General features: G+C 71.4%; 27 protein-coding genes. 10 read left to right on the top strand and 17 right to left on the bottom strand.

Annotated features, from left to right (window positions below):
- Positions 1 to 34: 34 nt before the first annotated feature.
- The 5 genes from VJ976_RS00175 to VJ976_RS00155 form a co-directional block, all read right to left on the bottom strand.
- On the bottom strand, positions 35 to 499 hold the full coding sequence (locus VJ976_RS00175; RefSeq protein WP_324097728.1) for an SRPBCC family protein: 465 nt from the start codon (positions 497 to 499) through the stop codon (positions 35 to 37).
- 110 nt (positions 500 to 609) lie between these two features.
- The gene (locus VJ976_RS00170; RefSeq protein ID WP_324097726.1) at positions 610 to 3,240 is read right to left on the bottom strand and encodes an AAA family ATPase; all 2,631 of its coding nucleotides are present in this window, start codon (positions 3,238 to 3,240) and stop codon (positions 610 to 612) included.
- A complete protein-coding gene (locus tag VJ976_RS00165; protein WP_324097724.1) occupies positions 3,237 to 4,430 on the bottom strand; it encodes a DNA repair exonuclease in 1,194 nt (397 codons plus the stop codon). The genes VJ976_RS00170 and VJ976_RS00165 overlap by 4 nt, the downstream gene beginning before the upstream one ends.
- A 46-nt stretch (positions 4,431 to 4,476) precedes the next feature.
- Positions 4,477 to 4,836: a CrcB family protein gene (locus VJ976_RS00160; RefSeq protein ID WP_324097722.1), complete on the bottom strand. Its 360-nt coding sequence runs from the start codon at positions 4,834 to 4,836 to the stop codon at positions 4,477 to 4,479.
- Between the two features lie 14 nt (positions 4,837 to 4,850).
- The gene (locus tag VJ976_RS00155; protein ID WP_324097720.1) at positions 4,851 to 5,267 is read right to left on the bottom strand and encodes a CrcB family protein; all 417 of its coding nucleotides are present in this window, start codon (positions 5,265 to 5,267) and stop codon (positions 4,851 to 4,853) included.
- Between the two features lie 124 nt (positions 5,268 to 5,391).
- Here VJ976_RS00155 and VJ976_RS00150 point away from each other — a divergent pair, with 124 nt between their 5' ends.
- Both VJ976_RS00150 and VJ976_RS00145 read left to right on the top strand, forming a co-directional pair.
- Complete coding sequence (locus VJ976_RS00150) at positions 5,392 to 6,834, top strand: hemolysin family protein (RefSeq protein ID WP_324097718.1); 1,443 nt, start codon at positions 5,392 to 5,394, stop codon at positions 6,832 to 6,834.
- Positions 6,831 to 7,886: a hemolysin family protein gene (locus tag VJ976_RS00145; protein ID WP_324097717.1), complete on the top strand. Its 1,056-nt coding sequence runs from the start codon at positions 6,831 to 6,833 to the stop codon at positions 7,884 to 7,886. The genes VJ976_RS00150 and VJ976_RS00145 overlap by 4 nt, the downstream gene beginning before the upstream one ends.
- Before the next feature lie 105 nt (positions 7,887 to 7,991).
- On the opposite strand, the gene VJ976_RS00140 is transcribed toward VJ976_RS00145, so the two are convergent.
- A complete protein-coding gene (locus VJ976_RS00140) occupies positions 7,992 to 8,306 on the bottom strand; it encodes a C40 family peptidase (RefSeq protein ID WP_324097715.1) in 315 nt (104 codons plus the stop codon).
- Between the two features lie 109 nt (positions 8,307 to 8,415).
- Here VJ976_RS00140 and VJ976_RS00135 point away from each other — a divergent pair, with 109 nt between their 5' ends.
- Entirely contained in the window at positions 8,416 to 9,045 is a 630-nt protein-coding gene (locus VJ976_RS00135) for a hypothetical protein (protein ID WP_324097714.1), read from the top strand.
- Between the two features lie 415 nt (positions 9,046 to 9,460).
- Here VJ976_RS00135 and VJ976_RS00130 read toward each other — a convergent pair whose 3' ends face one another.
- Both VJ976_RS00130 and pdxH read right to left on the bottom strand, forming a co-directional pair.
- Positions 9,461 to 10,150 carry a metal-dependent transcriptional regulator gene (locus tag VJ976_RS00130; RefSeq protein WP_324097713.1) on the bottom strand — a complete coding sequence of 230 codons (690 nt, stop codon included), beginning with the start codon at positions 10,148 to 10,150 and terminating at the stop codon, positions 9,461 to 9,463.
- Between the two features lie 52 nt (positions 10,151 to 10,202).
- On the bottom strand, positions 10,203 to 10,889 hold the full coding sequence (pdxH, locus tag VJ976_RS00125) for a pyridoxamine 5'-phosphate oxidase (protein ID WP_324097712.1): 687 nt from the start codon (positions 10,887 to 10,889) through the stop codon (positions 10,203 to 10,205).
- A gap of 62 nt (positions 10,890 to 10,951) precedes the next feature.
- Between pdxH and VJ976_RS00120 the strand changes: the two genes are divergently transcribed.
- Complete coding sequence (locus VJ976_RS00120) at positions 10,952 to 11,545, top strand: hypothetical protein (RefSeq protein ID WP_324097710.1); 594 nt, start codon at positions 10,952 to 10,954, stop codon at positions 11,543 to 11,545.
- A 2-nt stretch (positions 11,546 to 11,547) separates the two neighbouring features.
- Here VJ976_RS00120 and VJ976_RS00115 read toward each other — a convergent pair whose 3' ends face one another.
- The 3 genes from VJ976_RS00115 to VJ976_RS00105 form a co-directional block, all read right to left on the bottom strand.
- Positions 11,548 to 13,341, bottom strand: coding sequence for a gamma-glutamyltransferase family protein (locus VJ976_RS00115; RefSeq protein WP_324097708.1), 1,794 nt, complete (start codon positions 13,339 to 13,341; stop codon positions 11,548 to 11,550).
- Between the two features lie 101 nt (positions 13,342 to 13,442).
- A complete protein-coding gene (locus VJ976_RS00110; protein WP_324097763.1) occupies positions 13,443 to 14,717 on the bottom strand; it encodes an MFS transporter in 1,275 nt (424 codons plus the stop codon).
- Between the two features lie 5 nt (positions 14,718 to 14,722).
- A complete protein-coding gene (locus VJ976_RS00105; protein ID WP_324097706.1) occupies positions 14,723 to 15,184 on the bottom strand; it encodes a MarR family transcriptional regulator in 462 nt (153 codons plus the stop codon).
- Between the two features lie 140 nt (positions 15,185 to 15,324).
- On the opposite strand from VJ976_RS00105, the gene VJ976_RS00100 reads away from it, so the two are divergent.
- Positions 15,325 to 15,594 (top strand): DUF2530 domain-containing protein, encoded by a 270-nt coding sequence (locus tag VJ976_RS00100; protein ID WP_324097704.1) that lies wholly within the window; start codon positions 15,325 to 15,327, stop codon positions 15,592 to 15,594.
- A 20-nt stretch (positions 15,595 to 15,614) separates the two neighbouring features.
- Here the strand turns inward: VJ976_RS00100 and VJ976_RS00095 are convergent, their stop codons facing one another.
- The 4 genes from VJ976_RS00095 to VJ976_RS00080 form a co-directional block, all read right to left on the bottom strand.
- The gene (locus tag VJ976_RS00095; protein WP_324097702.1) at positions 15,615 to 16,355 is read right to left on the bottom strand and encodes a DUF3027 domain-containing protein; all 741 of its coding nucleotides are present in this window, start codon (positions 16,353 to 16,355) and stop codon (positions 15,615 to 15,617) included.
- Between the two features lie 2 nt (positions 16,356 to 16,357).
- Positions 16,358 to 16,759: a cold-shock protein gene (locus VJ976_RS00090; protein ID WP_324097700.1), complete on the bottom strand. Its 402-nt coding sequence runs from the start codon at positions 16,757 to 16,759 to the stop codon at positions 16,358 to 16,360.
- 195 nt (positions 16,760 to 16,954) lie between these two features.
- The gene (locus tag VJ976_RS00085) at positions 16,955 to 18,229 is read right to left on the bottom strand and encodes an ammonium transporter (protein ID WP_324097698.1); all 1,275 of its coding nucleotides are present in this window, start codon (positions 18,227 to 18,229) and stop codon (positions 16,955 to 16,957) included.
- A gap of 95 nt (positions 18,230 to 18,324) precedes the next feature.
- A complete protein-coding gene (locus VJ976_RS00080; RefSeq protein ID WP_324097696.1) occupies positions 18,325 to 19,347 on the bottom strand; it encodes an o-succinylbenzoate synthase in 1,023 nt (340 codons plus the stop codon).
- 18 nt (positions 19,348 to 19,365) lie between these two features.
- Here VJ976_RS00080 and VJ976_RS00075 point away from each other — a divergent pair, with 18 nt between their 5' ends.
- The 5 genes from VJ976_RS00075 to VJ976_RS00055 all read left to right on the top strand — a co-directional run bounded on the left by VJ976_RS00075 (position 19,366) and on the right by VJ976_RS00055 (position 23,390).
- Positions 19,366 to 20,322, top strand: a complete 957-nt coding sequence (locus VJ976_RS00075) for a 1,4-dihydroxy-2-naphthoyl-CoA synthase (protein WP_324097693.1) — start codon at positions 19,366 to 19,368, stop codon at positions 20,320 to 20,322.
- Positions 20,323 to 20,443: 121 nt separating this feature from the next.
- Positions 20,444 to 21,064 (top strand): hypothetical protein, encoded by a 621-nt coding sequence (locus tag VJ976_RS00070; protein WP_324097691.1) that lies wholly within the window; start codon positions 20,444 to 20,446, stop codon positions 21,062 to 21,064.
- Between the two features lie 46 nt (positions 21,065 to 21,110).
- A complete protein-coding gene (locus tag VJ976_RS00065; RefSeq protein ID WP_324097689.1) occupies positions 21,111 to 22,220 on the top strand; it encodes an AMP-binding protein in 1,110 nt (369 codons plus the stop codon).
- A 31-nt stretch (positions 22,221 to 22,251) separates the two neighbouring features.
- A complete protein-coding gene (locus VJ976_RS00060) occupies positions 22,252 to 22,509 on the top strand; it encodes a PLDc N-terminal domain-containing protein (protein WP_324097687.1) in 258 nt (85 codons plus the stop codon).
- A 5-nt stretch (positions 22,510 to 22,514) separates the two neighbouring features.
- Entirely contained in the window at positions 22,515 to 23,390 is an 876-nt protein-coding gene (locus VJ976_RS00055; RefSeq protein WP_324097685.1) for a 1,4-dihydroxy-2-naphthoate polyprenyltransferase, read from the top strand.
- 8 nt (positions 23,391 to 23,398) lie between these two features.
- Here VJ976_RS00055 and VJ976_RS00050 read toward each other — a convergent pair whose 3' ends face one another.
- Entirely contained in the window at positions 23,399 to 23,671 is a 273-nt protein-coding gene (locus VJ976_RS00050; protein WP_324097683.1) for a DUF4229 domain-containing protein, read from the bottom strand.
- Between the two features lie 3 nt (positions 23,672 to 23,674).
- Positions 23,675 to 23,918 (bottom strand): cytochrome c biogenesis protein CcsA (gene ccsA / locus VJ976_RS00045; protein WP_324097681.1); only part of this gene is annotated, 244 nt, incomplete at its 5' end.

Here is a 23,918-nt window from a genome sequence, read left to right as displayed (position 1 = left end):
ACTTCAGCACGCCGCCCTCGTCCCCCCGCTGAGCTCAGGAGTCCACTACGGCAGCGAGATTGCCGAGCGACTCCTCCAGCGCGCTCTGCTGCACCAAGGGAAACTTGACCTGGGCCAGAACATCCTGGTCGGTGACTTTACTCCAGTCATACGTCAGCGAGACCAAGGTCGCGTCGGGCCCCTGAGGCTCCAGCCGCCAGACCCACTCCCACCCGTAGGGCTCGGTCCCGGCGGGGGTGGTCTGCCAGGCCAGCAGAGCCCCGTCGTCGAAGCCCGTGACGTGGTTGTCGGTCTGGTAGTCGCCGCCCATGTGGTCACCGGACATGTTCATCGTGAACACCTGGCCCGTGCCGGTGATGCGGTCACCGTGGTCCACCGAGCGGACGAACCCGGAGCCGTCGATACGTACGTGGTTCTCCGGGTTGGACAGCACCGCGAAGATCTCAGCGTTCGAGGCCACGATGGTGCGCTGGACGGTGGTGCTGTGCTGCTCGGTCATGCAGGTCTCCTGAGTTCGTGACGGGTGGGTCGCACGGGTCCGGCTGGGCGGCCGACCGTGAGAGCTCTCCACGCTAGTGCACCCTCGACTGCGGCGGATCGCCGAGGCGCTCAGGCGCTCAACGTCACCCGGTGCGCTCCAGCGACTCCGTCGTACCGGTGCGGGGTGCAGGTCAGCACGATGATCTGGCCCGGGTGCTGCTGACCGGAGCTTCCGACGACCCGCCCGATCCGCTCCAGCCGCTCGGGGTCGGTGAAACCCAGGGCGTCGTCGATCACCACAGGGGCGCAGTGCTGGTCGTCCACCATCGCAGCCACGGCGAGACGGGCGAGGATGCCCAGCTGCTCGGCCGCGCCGCCGGAGAGCTGGTCGAACCGCACGCGCACCCCGTCCAGCTCACGGTGGGTGATGGCCAGCCGCGAGTCCACGCTGACCGCGAACGAGTCGCCGTAGACGGCCGCCCCCAGGCGTTCGATCTCGCGGGCGTACGGCGCCGCATAGCTCTCGTGCGCCTGGTCGCGGTGACGCTGCAAGGTGGTATGCAGATGCCGTGCCGCCCGCGCACGCCGGGCGACCGACTCGTAGCGGCGCCGTGCGTCCTCGAGCACCTGCTGGGCACGCTCGTGCGCCTCGTGGCGACCTTCGGCCGCCGTCACCTCCAAGCGGCCCTTGACGTCGTGGAACTCGGCGCGCGCTGCGTCCAGCTGTGCCCGTGCTCGCGCGCGCCGTTCGCTCGCCGCGGCGAGCCGAAGCTCCACCGACGAGGCGGTGTCATCGCCCACCGGTGAGGCGCTCGCCTCACCGAGCAGAGCCCGTGCTTCCTGGACGGCCTGAGCGTGAGCGTGCACGGAGCCGACAAGGCCCTCGTCGTCGTGGACCGCCCGGGCACGGTCGAGCTCGCCGGTGACACGCTCGAGCTCGTCGAGCGCGCTACGCCGCCGAGCCCGGGCAAGCTCGCGGGCGCTTCGGCTCGACAGCAGCGAGGTGGACCGGTCGGTCAGCACTCGACGAGCGTGCTCGGCGTCTCGCCTCGCCTCGAGCAACCGCTCCTCGCCGTGAGCGGTCTGCCGGGTGGCGGTCTCGAGGTCGGTGGCCGGGGCCTCACCGCCGGCCAGGTCGGCGCGAGCGGCGACCGCCCGGCTCAGCTCGTCCAGCTCAGCACCGGCCAGCGCGTTGGCCAGCTGCTCCGCCAGGCGGTCGACATCGTGCTGGACACGCTCGCGAGCGACGGCTCGCCGGCGGGCCTGGACCAGGCTCGCGCAGCCGAGAGCGCTCAGCTGTCGCTGCAGCTCCTCCCTCAGCCGCTCCCGCTGACCGCCCAGTCGCACCGCCTCGGGATGCGGTTGGATCTGCACGCTCAGCCCGTCGACCATCAGCTCGACGCCCTGGGCCACCTGGTGCTCCGTGCTCGCCCCGGCCTCTTCCAGCGAGACGGTCTGCTCGTTCAGCCGCACCGTGCGCGGACCGGCCACGGCCTGAAGCGTCAAGGTGGTGGACGCCGCATCCGCGCCGGCTGAGGCCACGGCGAGCTCGCGCTCCAGCTCCTCGAGCTCTCGAAGCGCGGACGGCGAGACGGGCTCAGCCGCCAACCGCTCCCGGGCACCCTCGAGCCCCTCGGTCAGCGTGCGCGCCGCGCGCAGGCGCTGCGTCATCTGCGCGGTCTCGGCCTGCTCGCGCGCGCTCCGCAGCGCCGCGGCGGCTGCCTCGTACTCCGCATCAGCCCCGGCGAGCTCTTCCTCGCTCTTGGAGCACTCCGCCTGGGCGCTCTTCTCGGCCTGCGACTGGTCCCTCAGCGCCGACTCCGACTCCAGCACGTCGGCCTCGGCGCGCTGCACCGTGGTCTCGCGCTCAGCGACCTCCTCGACCAGCCGAGCACGCGCCCGCTGGTCCTGCTCGGCTCGGCGCAGCTCGGCGGTGGCGACGACCAGCCGTTCCTCGGCGCGGGCTCGGCGTGCCCGCTCCGCTTCGAGGTGTTGGACGGCCTGGCCGGCCGCGACCCACTCCTCGTCGGCTGCGGGCAGCTCAGCCTCGGCGGCCGCCAGCGTGGTCGCCGCCTCGAGGCGCCGGGCGACCAGCTCATCGGCCTCCGCCAGCGCCCGTTGGGTCTCCACCACCGTGTCCGTAGCCGCGTTGAGCGTCTCGACCGCGACCCGCAGGGCTCCCGTGGGCCGGCCTGTCGCGGTGTAGTAGCGCTCGTACTCCTGCTGCGCCGCGCTCACCAGGTCGGCGCCCTCGTCGGTGTGCAGCTCGGTGCCTCCGGCCGCGTCCAGCGCTCGGCTGAAGGCATCGCTGTCGTCGAGCTCGATACCCCGCAGCGACCCGGACTGAGCGCACCGCAGGGCCTCGAGAAGCGTCCGGTCCAGGCCGCGGTCCAGGATCTGCGTCATGCGGCTCACCGCGTCATCGCCGGTCAGTACCTCGCGAGCGGGCTCCAGCACGGTGAGCACCGTGGACGGCTGACGCAGCCACTGCTTGGCGAACACGAGCCTGACCCCACCCAACGAGAGCTCGGCCTCCACGTAGGGGCCGACATCCAGGCCGACCGGCTGGAGCCCGGTGATGGAGGCCGCCCGGGAGGTCGACTTCAGCCTCATGTCCAGGAGGCGGTCCAAGGCCTCGAGCAGGGTGGACTTGCCCACCTCGTTGGGGCCCTGGATGACGAGCAGCCCCGAGTCCGGGAACTCGACGGTGACATCCGTGACGCCCTTGACGTGCCGCAGGCGCAACCGGTGGATCTTCATCGGCGACCAGCCCCGCTGAGCCGGTACAGCAGCGTGAGGGCGTCCTGAGCGCTCTGGGCGTCATCGTCCCGGTCGTGCTCTGACGGCGATGACGAGGCCGTGATGACGGGCTCCGTCGAAGCCGACGTGCTCAGGTCTCGGATCTCGGACATCGCCTCGGCCACGAACCCGGACAACCCGAGACCGTCCCACTCGGCGTCGCGCGGGAGCACCACGAGCTCCTCGTGGCGATCCCAGTCGCGCAGCCCACCGAACACCGTGCTGTAGCCCTCCAGGGCCTCGTGCAGCCGCGTGTAGTCCGCCAGCGCGAGCGCGCCACGCAGCCGCATCGTCAGCACCACTCGTTCCTTGCCGGTACGGGCCGCCAGCTCATCGACGAGGTCGTCGACGTCCTGGGCGCTGACCAGATCTCGCTCCATCTCCTCGAAGCTCCAGGAACCGACGTGATGAGGCTGCACCACCGGGGCCTGTCCCGCGCTGACCTGCACGACGAGAACGTCGCCCGGGGCTTGTTCGCGAGAGTCCGTGACCTCGATCGCCCCGGAGTACCAGACGAAGCCGTACCCGCCGACGTCGGTGCGGGAGTGCCGGTCCCCCAGGGCGACGTAGTGCACCTCACCCCGGTCGGCAGCCGCCCGCAGGCCATCGATGCCGACCGTGGCGCGCCGGGAACCCTGCGGGTCGAGCAGATCGGCGCCGCCATGGCCCACCACGAGCCGCACCGTCCCCGATGCCGGCGGCGGAACCGCCGCGAGCGCGGCGGCCACGAGGTCCTCCTCGGGATGCTTGCCTCGCCACGGAGCCGCGACGATCTCCACCGCGTCGGCCACCCGATGCGGGCCCACCTCCTCCAGCACCGTGACGTTGGCCGGGCAGTGTCGGCGAAACCGCTCCTGGCGGTAGAGGCTGACCACGTCCAACGGGTCGTGGTTGCCGGGAAGCAGATAGACCGGCAGCTCCACCTCGGCCATGGCCTCCAGGGCGCGGCGCACCGTCGCCTCCCGCAGCTGGCTGTGCTCGAAGACGTCGCCGGCCACCACCACGAACTCACAACCCTGCTCCCGCGCGAGCCGGCCTGCCCGACGGATCGCGCGCACCCGGTCGTCGTCGAAACGGGCCTGCGCCTCGGGCTCCAGCCAACGCCGTGTCATCCCGAGCTGCCAGTCCGCGGTGTGCAGAAAGGTCACCATGCCCGTCACGCTAGGTCCGGGCGCCGACAATCCCGCGGATATCGGGTCAGTGTCCCCACGCGAGCAGGGGAACCAGGGCCACCAGCCCGCCGGCGCCGAGAGTCACCAACAGGTATCCCACGGCTGCACCCCGGTCCCGGGTGGCCAGGTCGTAGACCTGCATGGCCAGGGTGCTCCAGGTGGACAGAGCGCCGGCGAGGCCGAGGGTCAGCAGGGCATACCACCACGGAGCGCCCGCCTGCGTGTCCCCGGGGGCCCAAGCCACCAGCGACCCGAGCAGCGCACACCCGACCGTGTTCGCCACGAAGGTCCCCCGCAGGCTGCCCCACCACAGACCACTGAGGTAGCGCAGCACTGCACCGGCGGCTCCGCCCACGGCCACCGCCAGGACGATCGACAGCGTCACTCGACCCTCCGCCGCTAGCGCTGCGCTGGGCGGCCGGGGCCCGGTGAGCCGTGGACGAGACGAACGGTCTGCGTGCCCAGCGCCGCGGCCGCCACGCACAGCACCGGCGTGAGCAGGGCATAGCCCAGCGCCAGCAGGGCCGCCCCGGAACCCAGCATCACCTCGGCGCCCACCACGTAGGCCGAGAAGGTCGTGAAGCCACCCAGGAACCCGGTGCCGAGCGCGGGACCCACCCACTGCGGTGCACGACGCGCCAGCGCGAGCACGCTCAGTGCGCCCAGCGCGAAGCTGCCGAGCACGTTCACGAGCAGGACGGGCCAGGCGAAGGCATCGCCGCCCACGCCGACCGCCAGCTCGATACCGGCCCGGGCCAGCGCACCGAGCGCCCCGCCGATGGCCACCGCCCCGGCCATCCTCCCCGTCCGGCTCACGGCCCGAGCCTACGGGGAAGGTCCAGTAGCCTGATGTCATGAGCAGCAGGAGGGCACGAAGACCCGGCTCCCTCACCGGCGTGCGCCGACCGGTCCCGCTCCACGGAGAAGGTGGCTGCCGTCCGTGCTGATCCTCGGCGGACTCCTGGTGATCCTGCTCCTGACGGTGGCCACGGGCTACTTCGTGGCGCAGGAGTTCGCCTACGTCTCGGTGGACCGCGGCAAGCTGCAGCAGCTGGCCGACGACGGTGACGCCGCCTCCCGCCGCGCCCTCGACGTCACCTCGCGGCTGTCGTTCACCCTGTCGGGGGCCCAGTTCGGCATCACCGTGACCGCCTTGCTCGTGGGGTTCGCGGGAGAGCCGTTGATGGGCCGTGGCCTGGCCGAGGCGATCGGGGTCACCGGCCTGTCCGCCGGGGCTTCCCTGACCCTGTCGCTGGCTATCACGCTGGGCCTCAGCACGGCTGTGCAGATGGTCCTGGGCGAGCTCGGGCCGAAGAACCTCGCCATCGCCAGGCCCGTGCCGCTGGCCCGGGCACTGTCCCGGTCCACCCTGGTGTACCTGCTCGTCGCCGGCCCGGTGATCGCGCTGTTCGACAAGACCTCCAACGCGCTGCTGCGCTCGTTCGGCATCGAGCCCGTCGAGGAGCTGCCGCAGGGAGCGACGCCAGAGGACCTCTCACGCATCATCGCCGACTCCGCGATGGGCGGCCTGCTCGACGAGGACCTGACCACGCTGCTGGGGCGCGGTCTGGCCTTTCGCGGTCATGCCGCCGAAGAGGTGATGACCCCCCGGATCGACGTGCAGACCGTCCAGGCCGACGAGCCGGCCAGCCGCGTGCTGGAGCTCCTGGACACGGGTCACTCGCGCTTTCCGGTCATCGGGCGCGACATCGACGACATCGTGGGGGTCATCGGTCTGCACGAGCTGCTGAACGTTCCCGCCGAGGACCGCGGCTCCGTCCCCGTGCGCGAGCTTGCGGACGAGTCCCTCATCCTGCCGGAGTCGCTGCCGCTACCCCGCGTATTGGAGGAGATGCGGCAGCGGCACCGCCAGCTGGTGGTGGTCGTGGACGAGCATGGCGGCTTCGCGGGGGTCCTGACCTTCGAGGACGTCGCCGAGGAGGTCGTCGGGGAGATCTGGGACGAGGACGACGACGAGGAGGCCGAGCCCGCCGCGCGCAACGATGGCGTCTGGCAGCTCGCCGCCCGGATGCGGATCGACGAGGTCGAGTCCCTGACCGACATCGCGCTGCCGGAGCACGAGGACTACGACACCCTCTCGGGCCTGGTGATGCACCGGCTGGGACGGGTGCCCCAGGATGGCGACTCGGTCACGGTCACGTGGACCACTCGTGACGTAGAAGGGGAGGAGCTCGCGGTCAGCGCCGACATCGACGTGCTCACCATCGCCCGCCACGTCCCGGAGACGGTGGCCGTCCACCCGCCCGCGTACACCGAGATCGACCCCGGCCATCCGGGTGGGCCCGAGGCGCGTGCGGACGAGGACGACCCCTCTGCGAGCTCCCGGGGCGAAGCGGAGCTCCCGGGCCGGAGCCGTCGATGAGCACCGGCCTCGCCCTGTTCATCTCGGTGGTGCTGCTGGCCTTGAACGGCTTCTTCGTGGCCAGCGAGTTCGCTGTCGTCGCGGCCAAGCGGCACCGGCTGGAGGAGGCGGCCGAGGCCGGTTCTCGCGCCGCACGCGCAGCGGTCAACGCCCACCGGGAGCTGTCGCTGATGCTGGCCGGGGCCCAGCTGGGCATCACGCTGTGCACGCTGGGTCTGGGAGCGCTCTCGGAGCCGGCGATCGCCCACGTCCTCGAGCCCCTGATCCACAGCACCGGCCTGCCCGAGGGGCTGAGCCACGTCTTCGCTGTCCTGGTCGCCGTGTCGATCGTCGTGTTCCTTCACATGGTCATCGGTGAGATGGCCCCGAAGTCCTGGACGATCTCCCACCCCGAGACCTCGGCGCTTCTGGTCGCGCTGCCGTTCCGGGCCTTCACCTGGGCCTTCCGGCCGGTGCTGTTCGTGCTCAACGGCCTGGCCAACAGCTGCCTGCGAGCCGTGAGGGTGGAGCCCGTCGACACGGTGGAGTCGGCCACCCACGGCCCGGCCGACCTGCAGATGCTGCTCGCCGAGTCACACCAGCACGGGGTCCTGCCCGACGCCGACCATCAGATGCTGACCGGTGCGCTGCGGCTGGAGGAGGAGAAGCTGTCCACCGTGATGTTCGGCCTGGACGACGCTGTCACGATCCCGGACACCGGCACCGCGCGCGACGTCGAGCTCGCCTGCCACGACAGCGGTCGGTCACGGCTCTTCGTGCGCGACCCCACGGGCGCGGTCATCGGCCTCGTGCACGTCCGCGACGCGATGCGCTCGACCTCGCGAGGGCACGCCGGAACACCGGTGACCGACCTGCTGCAGGAGCCCGTGTGGCTTGCTCGGGACATGCCACTGATCGACGCCGTCTCCGCCATGCGGCGGGAGCGTGCCCAGATGGCGCTGGTGCACGACGCGTCCGGGAGCCTGGCGGGCCTGGTCTCGCTGGAGGACATCCTCGAGCAGATCCTCGGGGAGTTCGACGACGAGACCGACGCTGCGAACGTCCGGCCATGAGGGCGTGACCAGGCACCGGCGTTGGACCGCGGCCCACACCACAGGACCCGACCGACGACGAAGGCCCCGTCCTGGTGGACGGGGCCTTCGTGGTGACGTCGTGGGTCAGCCGACGCGACCGTACCCGCTCACACCGCTGAAGACGGGGCGGAGCTGGGTGGGCAGACCCGCGCGACCGGAGTCGTACATCATGCCGTTGCCCGCGTAGATGCCCACGTGGTGAGCCGGGGCGCCGAAGAAGACGAGGTCGCCGGGCTGCGGGTTGCTCACCGGAGTGGTCACCTGGCGCTGGCCCTCGGCCGTGCGCGGCAGGCTCTTGCCGACCTGGGCGAAGACGTAGGCGGTGTAGCCGGAGCAGTCGAAGCCGGCCGGGGTCGTGCCGCCGTACCGGTACATGATGCCCGTGAGGCTCGAGGCCACACCGATGACTCCTCCGGTGGCCGCCGGGGCGGGCTCGGGGGCAGCCTGACGAGTCTGGGTCCTGCTCGAGGCGCTCGACGAGCGCTCGCTGGTCGAGGAGGAGGAGCCCGTGGAGGACCCGCCCGAGGAGGTCGCGGACGACCCTCCCGAGGAGGTCGCGGACGACCCTCCCGAGGTGGGTCCGCCGGTCGAGCCCGCACGGGAAGAGGTTCCGCTGGCGGAGCCGCTCCCCGCGGACTGTGCGGACGAGCCCGACGACGGGGCGGACGAGCTGCCGGCCGAGGACCCGGTGCTGGAGGAGCCGCCGGTCGAGGAAGAGGCAGGCGCGGGCTCCGGCGCGGGCTCCGGCGCGGGCTCCGGGTCGGGCGGGTCCACCCCGACAAAGCCGGTGGTGCCGAAGGACGTCTCCTTGATGACCGGGGTCGCCTTGGGGGCCACCGCCGCGACGGCGGGGCTGTCGCTGGGAGCCATCACGGTGGGGAGCTTCATGGCCATCAGGTTGCCCATCGACTCCGAGCCGGCGGCCTTCTCCGATGCGAGAGCGGGGACGTCCTCGACGACGCCGCGCGGGGTGGCGACAGCGGGCAGGGTCACCGCGGCGAGCAGACCACCGGAGGTAGCGGCCACCGCTGTCGCCCTGGCCGAGCGGGTCATCGCGGTGCGCGTCGTCTTCATGCGGCTCGGCGCGCGGTGGCGGCCGATCGTGCGTTCCGTCACAGTAAGCCTCTCCTTGACCTAGGGGGTGCCTGTCGGGCGCGGGCTCACGGTTGCCCGGCGTCTTTGCGCGGCAGCGCAATCCGACGCGGCGTCCCGGGGAGTCGTGTCGGCTCCGCGGGCATGCTTGCGTTCGTCTCGTGCGGTGGATCAGGGCTCGACCGAAGCGACAGAATGTGCAGGCCACGGTCTGGGCGCGGCTTCAGCGCCAACGCAGGAGCGACAGTACACACGCCTGTCGCTCGATGTCACGTTTCGGTAAAGGCCGACCGCGGACTCTCCCGAGTCTCTCCCAGCGTCGGCCCTGTGACCTGCAGAAACGGCGATGCCTGCGCTTGCGCGCGGCGCCACAGGTGATCGAAATCACATCACAGGACGATAAAGGTACGGGCTGCGGCGGTTGCGCGTGCCGCCGGAGCCCCGCTTGTCGACTCGGTCGCTCAGCCCGCCGCGGGCACGACGAACAGGTGCGAGGCCACCTCGTCGGGCACCGACACCGCGTCGTGCCCGGACGCGTGCAGGCGCACCCGCTGGCCCTCGGAGCCGATCTTGATCACCGCGCCGGGCACGATCCCACTGCGCAGCAGCAGGTCCAGCGTCTCCGGCTCGACCTGCGCCGGCTCCCCGATACGGACCAGACGTCCGGAGCTGCGCCCCTGGTCCAGGACCTCCAGGACGGTGGCACCGTCGGCCGGAACGGTAGGAGCAGCGCTCCCCAGCTCCTCCAGACCGGGGATGGGGTTGCCGTAGGGAGAACGCTGGGTGTCTTGGATCAGGCCGAGGATGCGCACCTCGACGCGGTCGCTCATCACGTGCTCCCAGCGGCAGGCCTCATCGTGGACGTACGCCGGATCCAGCCCGATCACGTCCACCAGCAGCCGCTCCGCAAGGCGGTGCTTGCGCATCACCCGCGTGGCGGTCTGCTCGCCCAGCTCGGTGAAGGTGAGGTGGCGGTCCTGTTCCAGCCGCAGCAGCCCGTCCCGTTCCATCCGCGCCACCGTCTGGCTCACCGTGGGACCCGAGTGGTCCAGCCTCTCGGCGATCCGGGCGCGCATGGGCCGGACGCCGTCCTCGATGAGCTCGTAGATGGCCTTGAGATACATCTCGGTGGTGTCGATCAAGTCGCTCATCGCTGACCCCTTCCGGCACGGCGCGTGGTAGCCGATCCTAGGTGCAGACGCTTCACGGCCCGAGGCGGTGCACGCTCCATCCGCTGGGCGAGGAGAGATCGGCCGGGCTGCCGTCGTCCCGTTGCCAGACCCAGCGGTCGTGAAGCCGGTTGGAGCGGCCCGCCCAGAACTCCACGGAGTACGGCTCCACCCAGAAACCGCCCCAGCGCGGCGGCACCGGCACGTCGTCGGGGCGCCCGGTGTCGGGGAAGCGGGCGGCGTGCTCGGCGTAGGCGTCCTCCAGCGTCGCCCGCGACGGTACGCGGCGGGACTGCGCCGAGGCCCAGGCGCTGATCCGTGAGCCCCAGGGGCGGCCGGAGAAGTAGTCGGCGACCGCGTCGGCCGCCACGGGCACGGCCAGACCACGCAGACGCACCGAGCGGAACATGGAAGGCCAGGTGAAGCTCGCCGCAACGCGAGGGTTCGCGCGAAGCTGCCGGGCCTTGGCCGAGTCCAGGCCGGTGAAGAAGGCGATGCCGCGAGGCTCGATACGCCGCACGAGCACCGTGCGCACGTCGGGCTGGCCCGCCTCGTCGACGGTGGCCACCGAGAGAGCGGAGGGCTCGGGGACGTCGCCGCGCTCACCCTGGCGGATCCGGGCCTGCTCGACCCAGAGCTGCAGCTGCTCGTACGGCGTCGGGGCCAGGTCGGCCCGTCGCAGCCCCTCACCGTCGTAGTCCACCCGCTCGTGCACTGCCATGCGGCCCATTGTCCATGCCGGTGCTCGTGGGCCACGGACCCGGCCTAGAGTGGGGAGGAACCGTGACCCAGCAGAAAGGACCGGGCGTGGCTGGCAAGGGCAAGGCGGTGGGTGCCATGATCAAGTACGGCCCCATCCTCATCGAGACCTCCCGTCGTTACGGCCCGCGGGTCTGGGACCAGGTCAAGGCGCAGCGCGAGCCCGCGGAACGGTACGTCCAGGACAGGGTCGACAAGGGCAACCAGCGCAAGAAGGCCATCCAGCACGCGGAGACCGTCATCGACGGTTCCACCCTGCGGATCTTCCACCGCAACCTGGCCCACTGGGTCGTCTTCTCCGGTGAGGAGCCCATCGCGGTGCATCCGCGTACCAACGCGCCGTTCGCGCAGCTGCTGAAGAACGCCGACCTGAGCAAGCGCACGCGTCCCGAGGACGAACCGGCACTGGCCCAGCGCCTGCGTGACTCGGCACGTCAGCGCAAAGCGGGTGCGAAGCGTCCGGGAAGCACCGGGCGGCGGCAGCACGCGCGGGCGGACTTCGAGGTGAACCGTCCGGCGCCGAACGGCGGCAGCACCGCCGGGAGCCCTGGCACCGAGCGCCCCACACCTGGTCAGGACGAGCCCGGGCCGCCGACGCGACCTGCATCCCCGGCCTAGCCTCAGCGGCCTACCGCGTACCCCTGCATGCCTCGCGGGTTGGCCCCTGCGCTCAGCAGCCCGGTGTGCGGGTCGCGTGCCACGACACACAGACGCGACAGGGCCCAGTCGCCCGCCGACCGGACCCGGTGGCCCCGGTCCCGCAGCTGCTGCAGGACCTCCGCACCGAGGCGGTCCTCGGCGACGAGCACACCCGGCTCCACCAGCCGCGGAGCGAAGGAGCCGGGAAAGCTCGTGGTGTGGAACGTGGGAGCGTCGATGGCCTCCTGCAGGCTCGCACCCTCGACGAGGTGACGCAGCAGGAAGACGGCCTGCCACTGGTCCTGCTGGTCACCACCCGGCGATCCGCAGGCCAGCACCGGTGTGTCCTCGCGCAACACCAGCGTCGGGCTCAGCGTCGACCGGGGTCGCGCCCCCGGCACCAGCGAGGAGGGCAGGCCCGGCTCGAGCCACATCATCTGCAGCCGACTGCCGAGCGCGAAGCCGAGGTCACCCACCACCGGTGAGGACTGCAGCCAGCCACCGCTCGGCGTGGCGGCGATCATGTTGCCCCACCGGTCCACGACGTCGACGTGGCAGGTGTCACCGCTGTGCGCTCCGTACTGCGGCACGGTGGGCTCACCCGTGGAGGCATCCTCGCTCATCCCCGCCTCGTCGGTGGCCAGCGCCCGAGCGGCCATCCGCGGGCGACGGCCTCCCGGAGCGCCGGGACGTACCTCGTGGCTGGCCCTTGGACCGACCAGACGGGCTCGCGAGCGAGCGTAGGACTGCGCCAGCAGGTCATCCAGCGGGGGCGGCTGCCTGGCGCTGTCCCCGTACCAGGCCTCCCGGTCGGCCAGCGCCAGCTTGAACCGCTCCACCACCTCGTGCACCCCTGCGGCCGTGTCCAGGGGGGCCACGGGGTCCTCCCCCAGCATCTGGAGCACCTGCAACAGCGCCGGACCCTGCGCCCAGGCACCCGTCTTGGCGATCTGGTGCCCGCGGAAGTCCAGGGTGGCCGGCTCCTCCCACCGGGCCCGGTAGGCCGCGCAGTCCGCACCCGTGATCACTCCCGGCAGCACGCGGCCGCAGGAGTGCCGGTGCGGGATGCGGGCGAACCTCTCGATCGCCTCCGCCACGAAGCCGGAGGACCAGGCCCGTCGGACCGCGTCGATCCGGCCCTCGCGGCTGGCCCCGCCGGTCTCGCCCGCCGCCAGCAGACGGTCCAGCGTCCGGGCCCAGAGCGGGTTGCGGAAGAGGGTGCCCGGCACCGGTGCGCGACCACGCACGAGCCAGGTCTGCGCCGAGGTGGGCCAGTGCTGCGTGAACAGCTCGCGCACGGCATCGACGGTCCTGCTCATGGCCGGCAGCACGGGGACCCCGTGCTGCGCGTAGTGGCGCGCCGGCCCCAGCACCTCGGCAGGGCTCATGCTGCCGCGGTCCCGCAACAGCAGCATCCAGGCGTCGAAGGCGCCCGGGACGGCGGTGGCCAGGGGCCCGGCCCCGGGGACCAGGTCCAGGCCGTGGCCGGCGAAGTGCTCCACCGTGGCACCAGCGGGCGCCGGGCCCTGGCCGCACAGCACCCGGGCGCCGCGCCCGCTGGGGTCGCTCACGATCGCCGGCAGGTCACCACCGGGGCCGTTGAGATGAGGCTCGACGACGTGCAGCACGAAACCGGCGCAGACCGCCGCGTCGAAGGCGTTGCCGCCGCGCTCCAAGGTGCCCATCGCGGCGGTGGAGGCGATCCAGTGCGTGCTGGAGACCATGCCGAAAGAGCCCTGCAGGGTGGGCCGGGTGGTGAAGCCGGGGCTGTCCATGGGCTATCCGCCGAGGACCCCGACGAGGCTGCCGACGACGCTCGCCACCACCAACGCAGCCAGGGTCACCAGCACCACGACCCGGCGGCTCCGCGCTGACATCACCGGGCCTGCTCGGGCATCGTCTGCAGGTGACCGCGGTCCAGGATGAACGGCTCGGTCAGCGAGTGCCCACGTCGAACGTGCAGGTCGTCCGTGCGCATGATGTAGAGCGTGGCAGCAACCACGGCCAGGCCGCACATCAGGGTGGCGATCCAGATCGTCCACCGGGCACCCAGCGCGTCTCCGACCCACCCGATCATGGGGGCTCCGAGCGGGGTCCCGCCGAAGAAGACCGCCATGTACAACGACATCACCCGGCCCCTCACCTGCGGGGCCACCGAGAGCTGGACCATCGAGTTCGCGGTGACCATGACGGTCAGCGCGCACAGGCCCGTGGGCACCAGCAGCGCGGCGTAGATGGCATAGCTCGGCGCCAGCCCGAGCAGCAGAGTGAGCACGGCGAAACCAGCGAGCGCACCCAGCAGCATGCGCCACCGAGGGCGCTCGCGGCGCGCCGCGAGCAGGGCACCGCCGAGCGAGCCGATCGCCATCACCGAGCCGAGCAGCCCGAACTCCTTGACCCCGAGGCCGAAGGTCTCGGTGGCCATGAGCGCGTTGGTGAGCTGGAAGTTCATGCCGAACGTCCCGTGCACGAAGACCAGAGCCATGATCAGCAGGATGTCGGGTCGCCCCCGCACATAGGAGATGCCCTCACGGATCTGCCCGCGACCGCGGCTGCGCGGTGTGGGACTCAGACGCGCACCGTTCATCAGCAGCAGGGCCACCATCACCGCGACGAAGGTCGCGCTGTTGACGAGCAACGTGGGGCCGGTTCCCACCCAGGCGATGAGCAGGCCGGCCACGCCGGGGCCGATCAGGCGGCCGCTGTTGAAGGAGGCGCTGTTCAGCCCCACGGCGTTGGTCACCCGCTCGGGAGGGACGATCTCGGACACGAAAGCCTGCCGCGCCGGGGCGTCCATCGCGGCCGCGCCGCCCTGGACGAAGGCCAGGAGATACATCTGCCAGAGCTGCATGTGACCCGACAGGACGAGCACCCCCATCGCCAGCGCGGTGAGCGCCATCGTGCCCTGGGTCAACAGCATCATCCAGCGCTTGGGGAAGCGGTCGGACAGGGCACCCGCGACCGGAGCCAGTAGGAGCATCGGAAGGAACTGCAGGCCGGTGACGATCCCCAGCGCCTGAGCGGAACCGTCGGTGAGCTCGGTCAGCACCACCCAGTCCTGGGCGACGCGGCCCATCCAGGTTCCGACGTTGGAGACGAGGGCTCCGGCGGCGTAGATCCGGTAGTTGCGCACCGACAGCGCAGCGAACATCGCGCTCACTGCGCGGCGACCTCCTCCAGCAGGGCCGTCGCCACGCGCAGAGTCTGCCGCTCGGCAGCCGACAGCCGGTCGAGCCGCTCGGCCATCCAAGCGTCTCGACGGGCCCGCTCGCGGGCCAGAGTCTGCCTCCCGGCAGCGGTGAGCGAGATGCGCGCGACCCGGCCGTCCGCCGGGTCCGCGTCTCGGCGCACCAGACCCTGCTGTTCGAGACCCGCGACGGTACGGCTGATGCTGGGTGCGCGCACCCGCTCCACCTCGGCCAGCTCCCCGACCGTGGCCGGCTGACCATCCAGTCGAGCCAGGACGCTGAACTGGTGCGGCGGGGTGTCATCCGAGGACTCGAAACGGACCCGGCGCGAGACGCGCATGCAGGCCAGTCGCAGGTCGTGGGCGAGCTCGGCGACACCGGCGTCCCCGGCGTCCGGCGCCTGCCGTGGTGAGGAGGAGGTGGGGGTCACACGCTGGCCAACTGCATAGCCTGGCTAACTATTCCCCTCGGGGGTACGCCGGGGTCAGCTCGTGTGCATGACCCCGCTCCGAAAGAGACCACGGGACCGCGTCACCAGCCGTGCCCCGGGTTGGTGTCTAGAGTGGATCGATGGGTGACTCCGAAGCGCCGGGTCCTGGGCAGGCACCCTCCGGCGACGCCCAGGTGGTGACTCCGATGGAGGTGCGCATCCCGGCGTTGCTCATCGTCCGGGTGGCGCTGGCACTGTGGCTGGTGGCTCTCGTCGTGCTCTGGACCGTCCCGTCCCTGAGCGCCGGGGACAGGTCCTGGTGGCCGTGGGTCCCGGTAGCCGGGCTGGCGGTCGGGTTGTTCGGTCACGCCTATGTCTCCCGGGGGCGAGGTCACGCGTCGGGCTCCTAGCTCACGGCACGGCCCCCTGCTCAGCGGTCGACGAGGTCGACGGCCAAGTCGTCGAGCACGGGGTCGACCGCTGGTGGGGCCGGCTTGGACTCCACGTCCACCTCGCTGTGCGCGCCGCAGCCGTGGTCTCGGCTCACCACCGAGCCGTCGCTGGGTGACCACGCGTTGGCGCAGACCCCGAACATCACGCGCAGGGCACCGGCCATGGGCAGGTAGAACCCGCAGCTCCCGCAACTGGCCGGCGCGCTCTTGGCGACCTCCGCCGTCGGGCCGTGGCCTTCGTCGTACCACCGCTGCGCAGCCGCGTCACGGCCCTCGGCGGACAGCACCCTGGCGCGGCCGAGACCGAGCTCGAACAGGGCGACGCGGTCGACCTCCTGCTCACCGGTGGCCTCGAAGCCGGCGACCAGCAGCGGGTCCTCGTCGCGGTAGGGGGTCCGGTCGCCGGCCCCGATGTCCCCGGGCTCAAGCCGTTCGGCGTAGGGGAGCCACTCCGGTGAGACCAGAGCCGCTGCACTCGGAAGCAGATGCACCTCCGAGACCGTCGGCCGCCGACCCCGCGGAGGCCGGGCCAGCGTGACCGCCCACGCCCATCCGGGGTAGCCCGGCGAGGTGCACTCGAACCGATGGGTGAGGACACGGTCCTCGGCCATCTCCGTGCCGAGGTGCTCCCCGACGGGGGCGCCAGCCACCTCCTGGGCCGCCGACCGGGCGAGGTCCACCGCCGCGGCGAGCGTCGCGTCGGTCTTGCGCACGGGCACGCTCAGGCTCCCGCCTCGAACTGGTCGGCCACCGCGCGCAGGGTCTTGGACAGGGCGGCCGCCGTCTTGGCGTCCGGGTAGTGCCCCCGGCGCAGCGAGCCGCCGGCCCGGTCGAGGACGGCGATGAGGTCCTCCACGACCACGGCCATCTCATCGGCCGGTTTGCGGTCACGGATGGCCATGCTCTTGCTCACCGACGGCGCCGGCTCGAGCAGCCGCACACTGAGCGCCTGGTCACCGCGACGACCCCGAGCGATGTCGAACTCGACCCGGGCCCCGCGAGGCAGCGCGTCCGTGCCCGCGGGCAGCGCGCTGGCGTGGACATAGACATCTTGGCCCTCGTCGCTGGCGAGGAAGCCGAAGCCTTTGTCCTCGTTGAAGAACCTGACCTTGCCCGTGGGCACTGTGACACCTCTGCGTGGCTCGATGGGGTGGACCGGCGCATGGTCACGACCGGGCGGAGCGCTCCCGGGGGCGGAACGTCCGCTCCCAGGGTAGCCGCTCCAGGTCAGCGATGAGCACACACTCGTGCGGCGGGCACTCCCCAGACGAAGCTGCCCGCCGCACGAGGCGAGGTCGAGTCCAGCTCGACCCGGATGTCAGACCGAGACCTTCTCCTGCTCACCGTCGTCGGAGCGAACCTTGACGGCGGAGTCGAACTCGTAGGCGGTCTCACCGTGCGCGGCGAGGTCGACCCCACGCTCCTCGTCCTCGATCGAGACGCGGAAGCCGATGGTCTTGGCGATGGCCAGGCCGATCACGAGGGTCAGGATGCCGGTGAAGGCCATCGTGAACACCGCCGCCACGAGCTGGGCGACCAGCTGGTCCAGACCGCCGCCGTAGAACAGCCCGCCGCCTTCGCCCTCGATCGGCAGCATGAGGAAACCGATGCCGATGGTGCCGACCAGGCCGGCGACCAGGTGGACGCCGACGACGTCGAGGGCGTCGTCGTAGCCGAACTTGTACTTCAGACCGATCGCCAGAGCGGAGATGGCACCCGCCACCACGCCCAGGAAGATCGAGCCGACAGGGCTGAGGTTCGCACACGCCGGGGTGATGGCCACCAGGCCGGCGACCACGCCGGACGCGGCGCCGACAGAGGTCGGGTGCCCGTCGCGGATCCGCTCCACCAGGAGCCAGCCCAGCATCGCGGCGGCGGGCGCCACCAGCGTGTTGACCCAGATCAGGCCGGCCTCGTCGCTGGTGCTCGCGGCACCCCCGTTGAAGCCGAACCAGCCGAACCAGAGCAGGGCGGCGCCCAGCATGACCAGCGGCACGTTGTGCGGCTTGTGGAAGCCCATCTTCCCGAAGCCGGCGCGCTGGCCGATGATGTAGACCAGCACCAGGGCGGCCAGGCCGGCGTTGATGTGCACGACCGTGCCCCCGGCGTAGTCGATGGCCACGCCGAAGTTCTCACCGACCCAGCCGCTGTCGCTGAGCAGGCCGCCGCCCCAGACCATGAAGGCCAGCGGGCAGTAGACCAGCGTCACCCAGATGGCCACGAAGACGGTCCAGGCGCCGAACTTCGTGCGGTCGGCCACGGCACCGCTGATCAGGGCCACGGTGATGATGGCGAAGGTGGCGCCGAAGCCGGCGCCGATCAGGTCGCTCGTCCCGACCAGGTTCGAGAGCCCGAAGGAGGCCGTGGGGTCACCGAACAGGCCGCCCACGACCGAGTCGCCCCCGCTCATCGAGTAGCCCCACAGGACCCAGATCACGCCGACCATGCCGATGGAGACGAAGCTCATCATCATCATGTTCAGCGAGGCTTTGGCGCGGGTGAGCCCCCCGTAGAAGAAGGCCAGGCCCGGAGTCATCAGCAGCACGAGTGCCGATGACACCATGACCCATACGTCGCCCGAGGTCAGTTCCATGAGTGTCTCCATCGAATCGTTCAGGGCGCGGCTCCACGCGGCGCGCCGGTCCTCACAGTCTGAGCAGCCGGTGTTACCGGTCGGGACCTTCGGTGTTACGAGCGCGTTCCCAACGTTTCGTCGAGGTAAATTCCTGCGCAGCGCTCCAGGCGCTCACGCCACCACTGTGTCCGGATGGGACCGGCCGCGTGCCGAGCCAGCAGCTCGGGGTCGACGGTGGCCACGCCGCGGCGGGCCTGCTCCAGCGTGAGCGACCCGCCGCCGGGACGCAGCGACTCCCGGCTCACGTCACCGTCGAAGAGGGCCATCGTCCCCAGGCCACACGCGTAGGGGAGGGTGGGCAGACAGGCCGCCAGCCTCACTCCGCTCGCGATGCCGACCGTGGTGTCAAGGGCCGAGGACACGACAGCCGGGAGCCCACAGTCCGCCACGATGCTCAAAGCGCGACGGATACCACCGAGCGGCGCGACCTTGACGACCACCAGGTCGGCAGCCCCGGCCCGCGCGACGCGGATCGGGTCGCCTGCCCGACGGACCGACTCGTCCGCAGCCACCGCTACCTCGATGCCGTCCCGGGCCAGCGCCACCCGCAGCCGGGCCAGGTCCTCGACCGAGGCCACGGGCTGCTCGGCGTACTCCAGCTCGTAGGCCGACAGTGCCCGCAGCGCGCTCCGGGCCTGCTGCAGGTCCCACCCCCCGTTGGCGTCGACACGGATCGCGGCCCCCGGCCCCAGAGCCTGCCGGACGGCCGCCACCCGGGCAGTGTCGGCCGCGAGGTCCTGGCCCGCGCCGGCCACTTTCACCTTGGCCGTGCGGGCACCCGGAAAGGCCTGCAGCACCGAGGCCACCCGGGCCGCCGGCACCGCCGGCACGGTGGCGTTGACGTCGATGCTGTCGCGGACCGGGGTCGGTGGCTCGTTCCAGCCCGCCTCGACGGCGGCCGCCAGCCAGACGGCCGCCTCCGCGTCCGAGTACTCGGCGAAAGGCGCGAACTCGGCCCAGCCGCACGGCCCGCGCAGCAGCACCGCCTCGCGGCGCGTCAGCCCGCGGAACGGCACCCGCAAGGGGATGTCGACGACGTGGGCGCACTCGAGCAGCTCGGCCGGGGTGGGCACCATGGGCCTATTGTCGACCTCGTGAGCCGCGAACCGAACGAGTCCCACCCCACCGACCAGCCGGCGAGCGGAGCCAGCCTCTTCGACCCGAACGCGTGGGATCCCGTATCGGGGTTCGAGTTCACCGACATCACCTATCACCGGGCCCGCGGGCTGGGCTGTGTGCGGGTGGCGTTCGACCGTCCCGAGGTGCGCAACGCCTTCCGTCCGCACACCGTCGACGAGCTCTACCGAGCGCTGGACCACGCGCGGATGACGCCCGACGTGGGCGTGGTGCTGCTGACCGGTAACGGCCCGAGCCCCACCGACGGAGGCCACGCCTTCTGTTCCGGCGGCGACCAGCGCATCCGCGGTCGCTCCGGCTACCAGTACGCGGCCGGCGAGTCCGCCGAGACGGTCGACACCGCCCGGGTCAAGGCGGCCGGTGGCCGGTTGCACATTCTGGAGGTCCAACGACTCATCCGCACCATGCCCAAGGTCGTCATCGCCGTCGTCAACGGCTGGGCTGCCGGGGGCGGGCACTCGCTGCACGTGGTGTGCGACCTCACGCTGGCCTCCCAGCAGCACGCCCGGTTCAAGCAGACCGACGCCGATGTCGGCAGCTTCGACGCCGGCTACGGATCGGCCTACCTGGCCCGGATGGTCGGCCAGAAGCGAGCCCGCGAGATCTTCTTCCTGGGGCGTTCCTACGACGCGCGGGAGATGCAGCAGATGGGAGCGGTCAACCTGGTGGTGGACCACCGCGAGCTGGAGCAGGAGGCCCTGCGCGTCGCGGACGAGGTTCTGGGCAAGTCGCCGACGGCGCAGCGCATGCTGAAGTTCGCTTTCAACCTCGCGGACGACGGCATGGCCGGGCAGCAGGTGTTCGCCGGCGAGAGCACCCGCCTGGCCTACATGACCGACGAGGCGGTCGAGGGCCGGGACGCCTTCTTGGACAAGCGTTCGCCCGACTGGACCGACTACCCGTGGTACTTCTGAGTCGTGCCGGGGGGTGCGGGCCGGCGGCGCAGATCGAGTGGACGCGCTGCCCTCGCCGGTGAGGGAGGGGTACCGTGAGCACGGCAGGCTCCGATCCGACGTTGTGGAAGGCCCGACACCGATGCGACGCGCACTTGTGACCACGTTGGCCGTGCCGGCTCTGCTGCTGACAGCGTGCGGATCCGACGACGAGCCGAGCGGTGACGAGCCCTCGAGCCAGGAGAGCGAGCAGGCACAGCAGACCACCGAGGAGCCCTCGGAGGCCCAGGAGTCGAGCGCCGAGCCCGACGACGCGCAGCAGAGCACGCAGGCTCCCGCCGACGACGAGGAGTCCAGCGCCGGGACCGCGGGGGGCTCGGTCGAGGGTGGGGCTGCGGGCCGGGCCGCCGCGGCCCGGACCAAGGCATTCATCGTCGCACTGGTCAACGCCGACCCGGAGATCTGCCAGCTGATCCTCGGCTTCGACGGTGAGGCACCGATGAAGGACTCCCCGGAGGACCTCAAGACCTGCCGTGACGTGCTGCCCTCCACGCTCGAGGGACTCGTCGGCGAGGAGGAGGCCGCCATCATCGACGTCATCGAGGTCCAGGGCGCCGAGGTCAACGGGAACACCGCCATCGTGGACAAGGACAACCTCTCCGACCTGTTCGCCGAGGGCTTCGGCGACGAGGAGATCACGCTGAAGCGGGTCGAGAAGCAGTGGTACGTCGACCTCGAGAACAGCTTCCAGGGGAACAGCTGAGCACGGTTCGGGTCGACCGCGCGGGGACCGGAAGCGCGGCGAGCCGGTGGACGCACTCGACCTGACCGGAGCCGGCCGAGGCGAAGTCGTGCGGCTGGTCCAGGAGGCTGTGGCCGCGCAGCGCGCCGTGGTCGTCCCGACGTCCGGCTCTTCCGGGCCGCCGAAGCGGGTGCTGCTGTCCATGTCGGCACTGAAGGCCTCTGCCGAGTCCACACTGTCCTTCCTCGGCGGCCCCGGTCAGTGGCTGGCCGCTCTCAGCCCGCGCCACATCGGTGGGCTGCAGGTCTACCTCCGCTCTGCCGTCTCCGGCATCCCTCCGGCCACCCTCGAGGACGACGGTCCGTTCGGCGCCGGCTCCTTCACCGCCGCGGTCGCCGCGATGCGGCCCGGCACCAGGCACTATGCCGCTCTGGTCCCTACGCAGGTACACCGGCTACTCGCCGAGCCGGCCGGGCGGGAGGCCCTGGCGAGCCTGGACCGGGTGCTCATCGGTGGGGCTCCGTTGCCGGCGGCGTCGGTGGCCGCACTGGACAGGGCCGGCGTCCGGTGGACTCACACCTACGGGATGACCGAGACCGCCGGCGGCTGTGTCTACGACGGCGTCCCCCTGCCCGGCGTCGCGGTGCGCCTGGAGCAGGGGCCGGCGGGAGGCCGGATCCTGCTGAGCGGGCCGATCCTTGCGCAGGGGTATCTGCAGGACCCGGTCGCGACCGCTGAGGCCTTCGTCACCGAAGCCGGTGTGCGCTGGTACCGCACCAGCGACCTCGGCCGCTACGACGAAGTCCGGCGGCGTTGGAAGATTCTGGGTCGCGTGGACGAGGTCATCAACACGGGCGGACACAAGGTGCATCCGGACGACGTGAGCTCGGCGCTGTGCGCCATGGAACCGGTCGTCGACGCGGCGGTGGTGGCACTGCCCGACCCGCAGTGGGGTGAACGGGTGGTGGCCATGCTGGTCCCTGCCGCGGGCGGTCCGCCCGTCGAGGCGCTGACGCGACCCACCGGCTGGGTCCGTTCTCGACTGCGGGAGACGTTGCCGCGCTACGCCCTGCCGACGCAGGTGCGCTGGTCCGACACCCTCCCCCGGCTCGCGAGCGGCAAGGTCGACCACGCCGGGGTCCGAGCAGCGTTTACCCAGGAAGGTGAGAGACTATAAGGGTTCCGTATCCGTCTCCCCGAGGTCACCATTGATCCGCTTCCTGGTCGCGATCGCGCTCCTGGCGTTCACCGTGTACTGCGTCGTCGATGTCGTCCGCACCGACAAGGAACGGGTGCGGCATCTGCCGAAGCTGGCCTGGGTCACCGTGACGATGTTGTTCACGCCGTTCGGCGGCCTCGCCTGGCTGTTCGCCGGGCGTCCGGGCGGTCTGCGGCAGCGTGGCGGCGGACAGCCTCGCGGGCCCCGCGGCCCCGATGACGACCCCGACTTCCTGCGCGGCATCTGACCTCGATGGCCGACGTCGCGCAGTGGGTCGCTGGGGCGCGACCACGGACCTTCTCGGCCGCCGCCGCGCCGGTCTGCGTGGGCACCGGTGCCGCCTTCGAACAGGGTGGCGCCAACTTCGGCATGGGCCTGCTCGCGCTCGTGGTCGCGCTCAGTCTTCAGGTCGGGGTGAACTACGCGAACGACTACTCCGACGGCGTGCGCGGCACCGATGCGACCCGGGTCGGCCCGGTGCGCCTGGTCGGCCAGGGTCTGGCCGACCCTGGGTCGGTGAAAGCCGCGGCGGTGCTCTCCCTGGCGACCGCAGCCGTGGTCGGACTGGCTCTCGTGGCGCTGGCGAACGCCTGGCTGCTGCTGCTCGTCGGGGGCGCCGCCATCGTGGCGGCGTGGCGCTACACCGGAGGAGCCCGACCCTACGGCTACCGCGGCTTGGGCGAGACCGCCGTCTTCGTCTTCTTCGGGCTGGTCGCTGTCCTGGGCACCCAGTGGACGCAGTCGGGAGCTCTGAGCATCTCCGGCCTGCTCGGGGCCGTGGGAGTCGGAGCCCTGTCCTGCGCGATCCTGGTCGCCAACAACCTGCGGGACATCCCTGGGGACGAGCAGGTGGGCAAGCGCACGCTGGCCGTCGCCTGGGGTGAGGAGAAGACACGCCGCTTCTACGAGCGACTGGTGCTCGTCGCCTTCGCCGTCGTGCCGGTGGCCGCCATCGGGTCGTGGTGGGTCCTGATCGCTCTGGCGGCTGCCCCCCTGGCCTGGCGACCGGTGCGCACCGTGCGTGCGGGCACGACGGGCAGCGGTCTCGTGCCGGTGCTGACGGCCACCGGCATACTCCAGATGGGCTACGCCGTGCTGTTCACCGCCGGGCTGATGCTGTCCGCCTGAAACTGGCGCTAGCCGCGAGGACCCTCGATCTCGGTGTCCTCGTCGTCCTCGTCGGTGCGGCCGGCCGCGATCCGGTCCGCGCGCCGCGCCCGTCGGCGCTCGACCTTGGCGGCGAGCTGGTCGGCCATCTGTTGACGTTGCCCGCGCAGCAGGAACAGGGACGTCACCATGGAGAAGAGCGCGGCATAGAGCAGCGCCCACAGGTCCGGGACTCCCAGCCAGATGAAGACCAGCAGGAAGACCGCGAAGACCAGCAGCCGCAGGACCGTGTAGCGCAGCACGTCTTACAGTCCCGAGTAAGAGTGGAGCCCGGAGAAGAAGACGTTGACCACGGCGTAGTTGATCACGATGCAGATCCCTCCGGCAATCGCGATCCAGGTGGCCTTTCGGGTGGTCCACCCCGCGGTGGCGCGAGCGTGCAGGTACGCCGCGTAGACCACGAAGATGACGAACGTCCAGACCTCCTTGGGGTCCCATCCCCAGTAGCGACCCCAGGCCTGCTCGGCCCAGGTGGCCCCCACGATCAGC

The organism is Ornithinimicrobium sp., assembly GCF_035267225.1.
GTDB lineage: Bacteria > Actinomycetota > Actinomycetes > Actinomycetales > Dermatophilaceae > Ornithinicoccus.
This window is presented reverse-complemented; position numbering and strand designations above follow the sequence as displayed.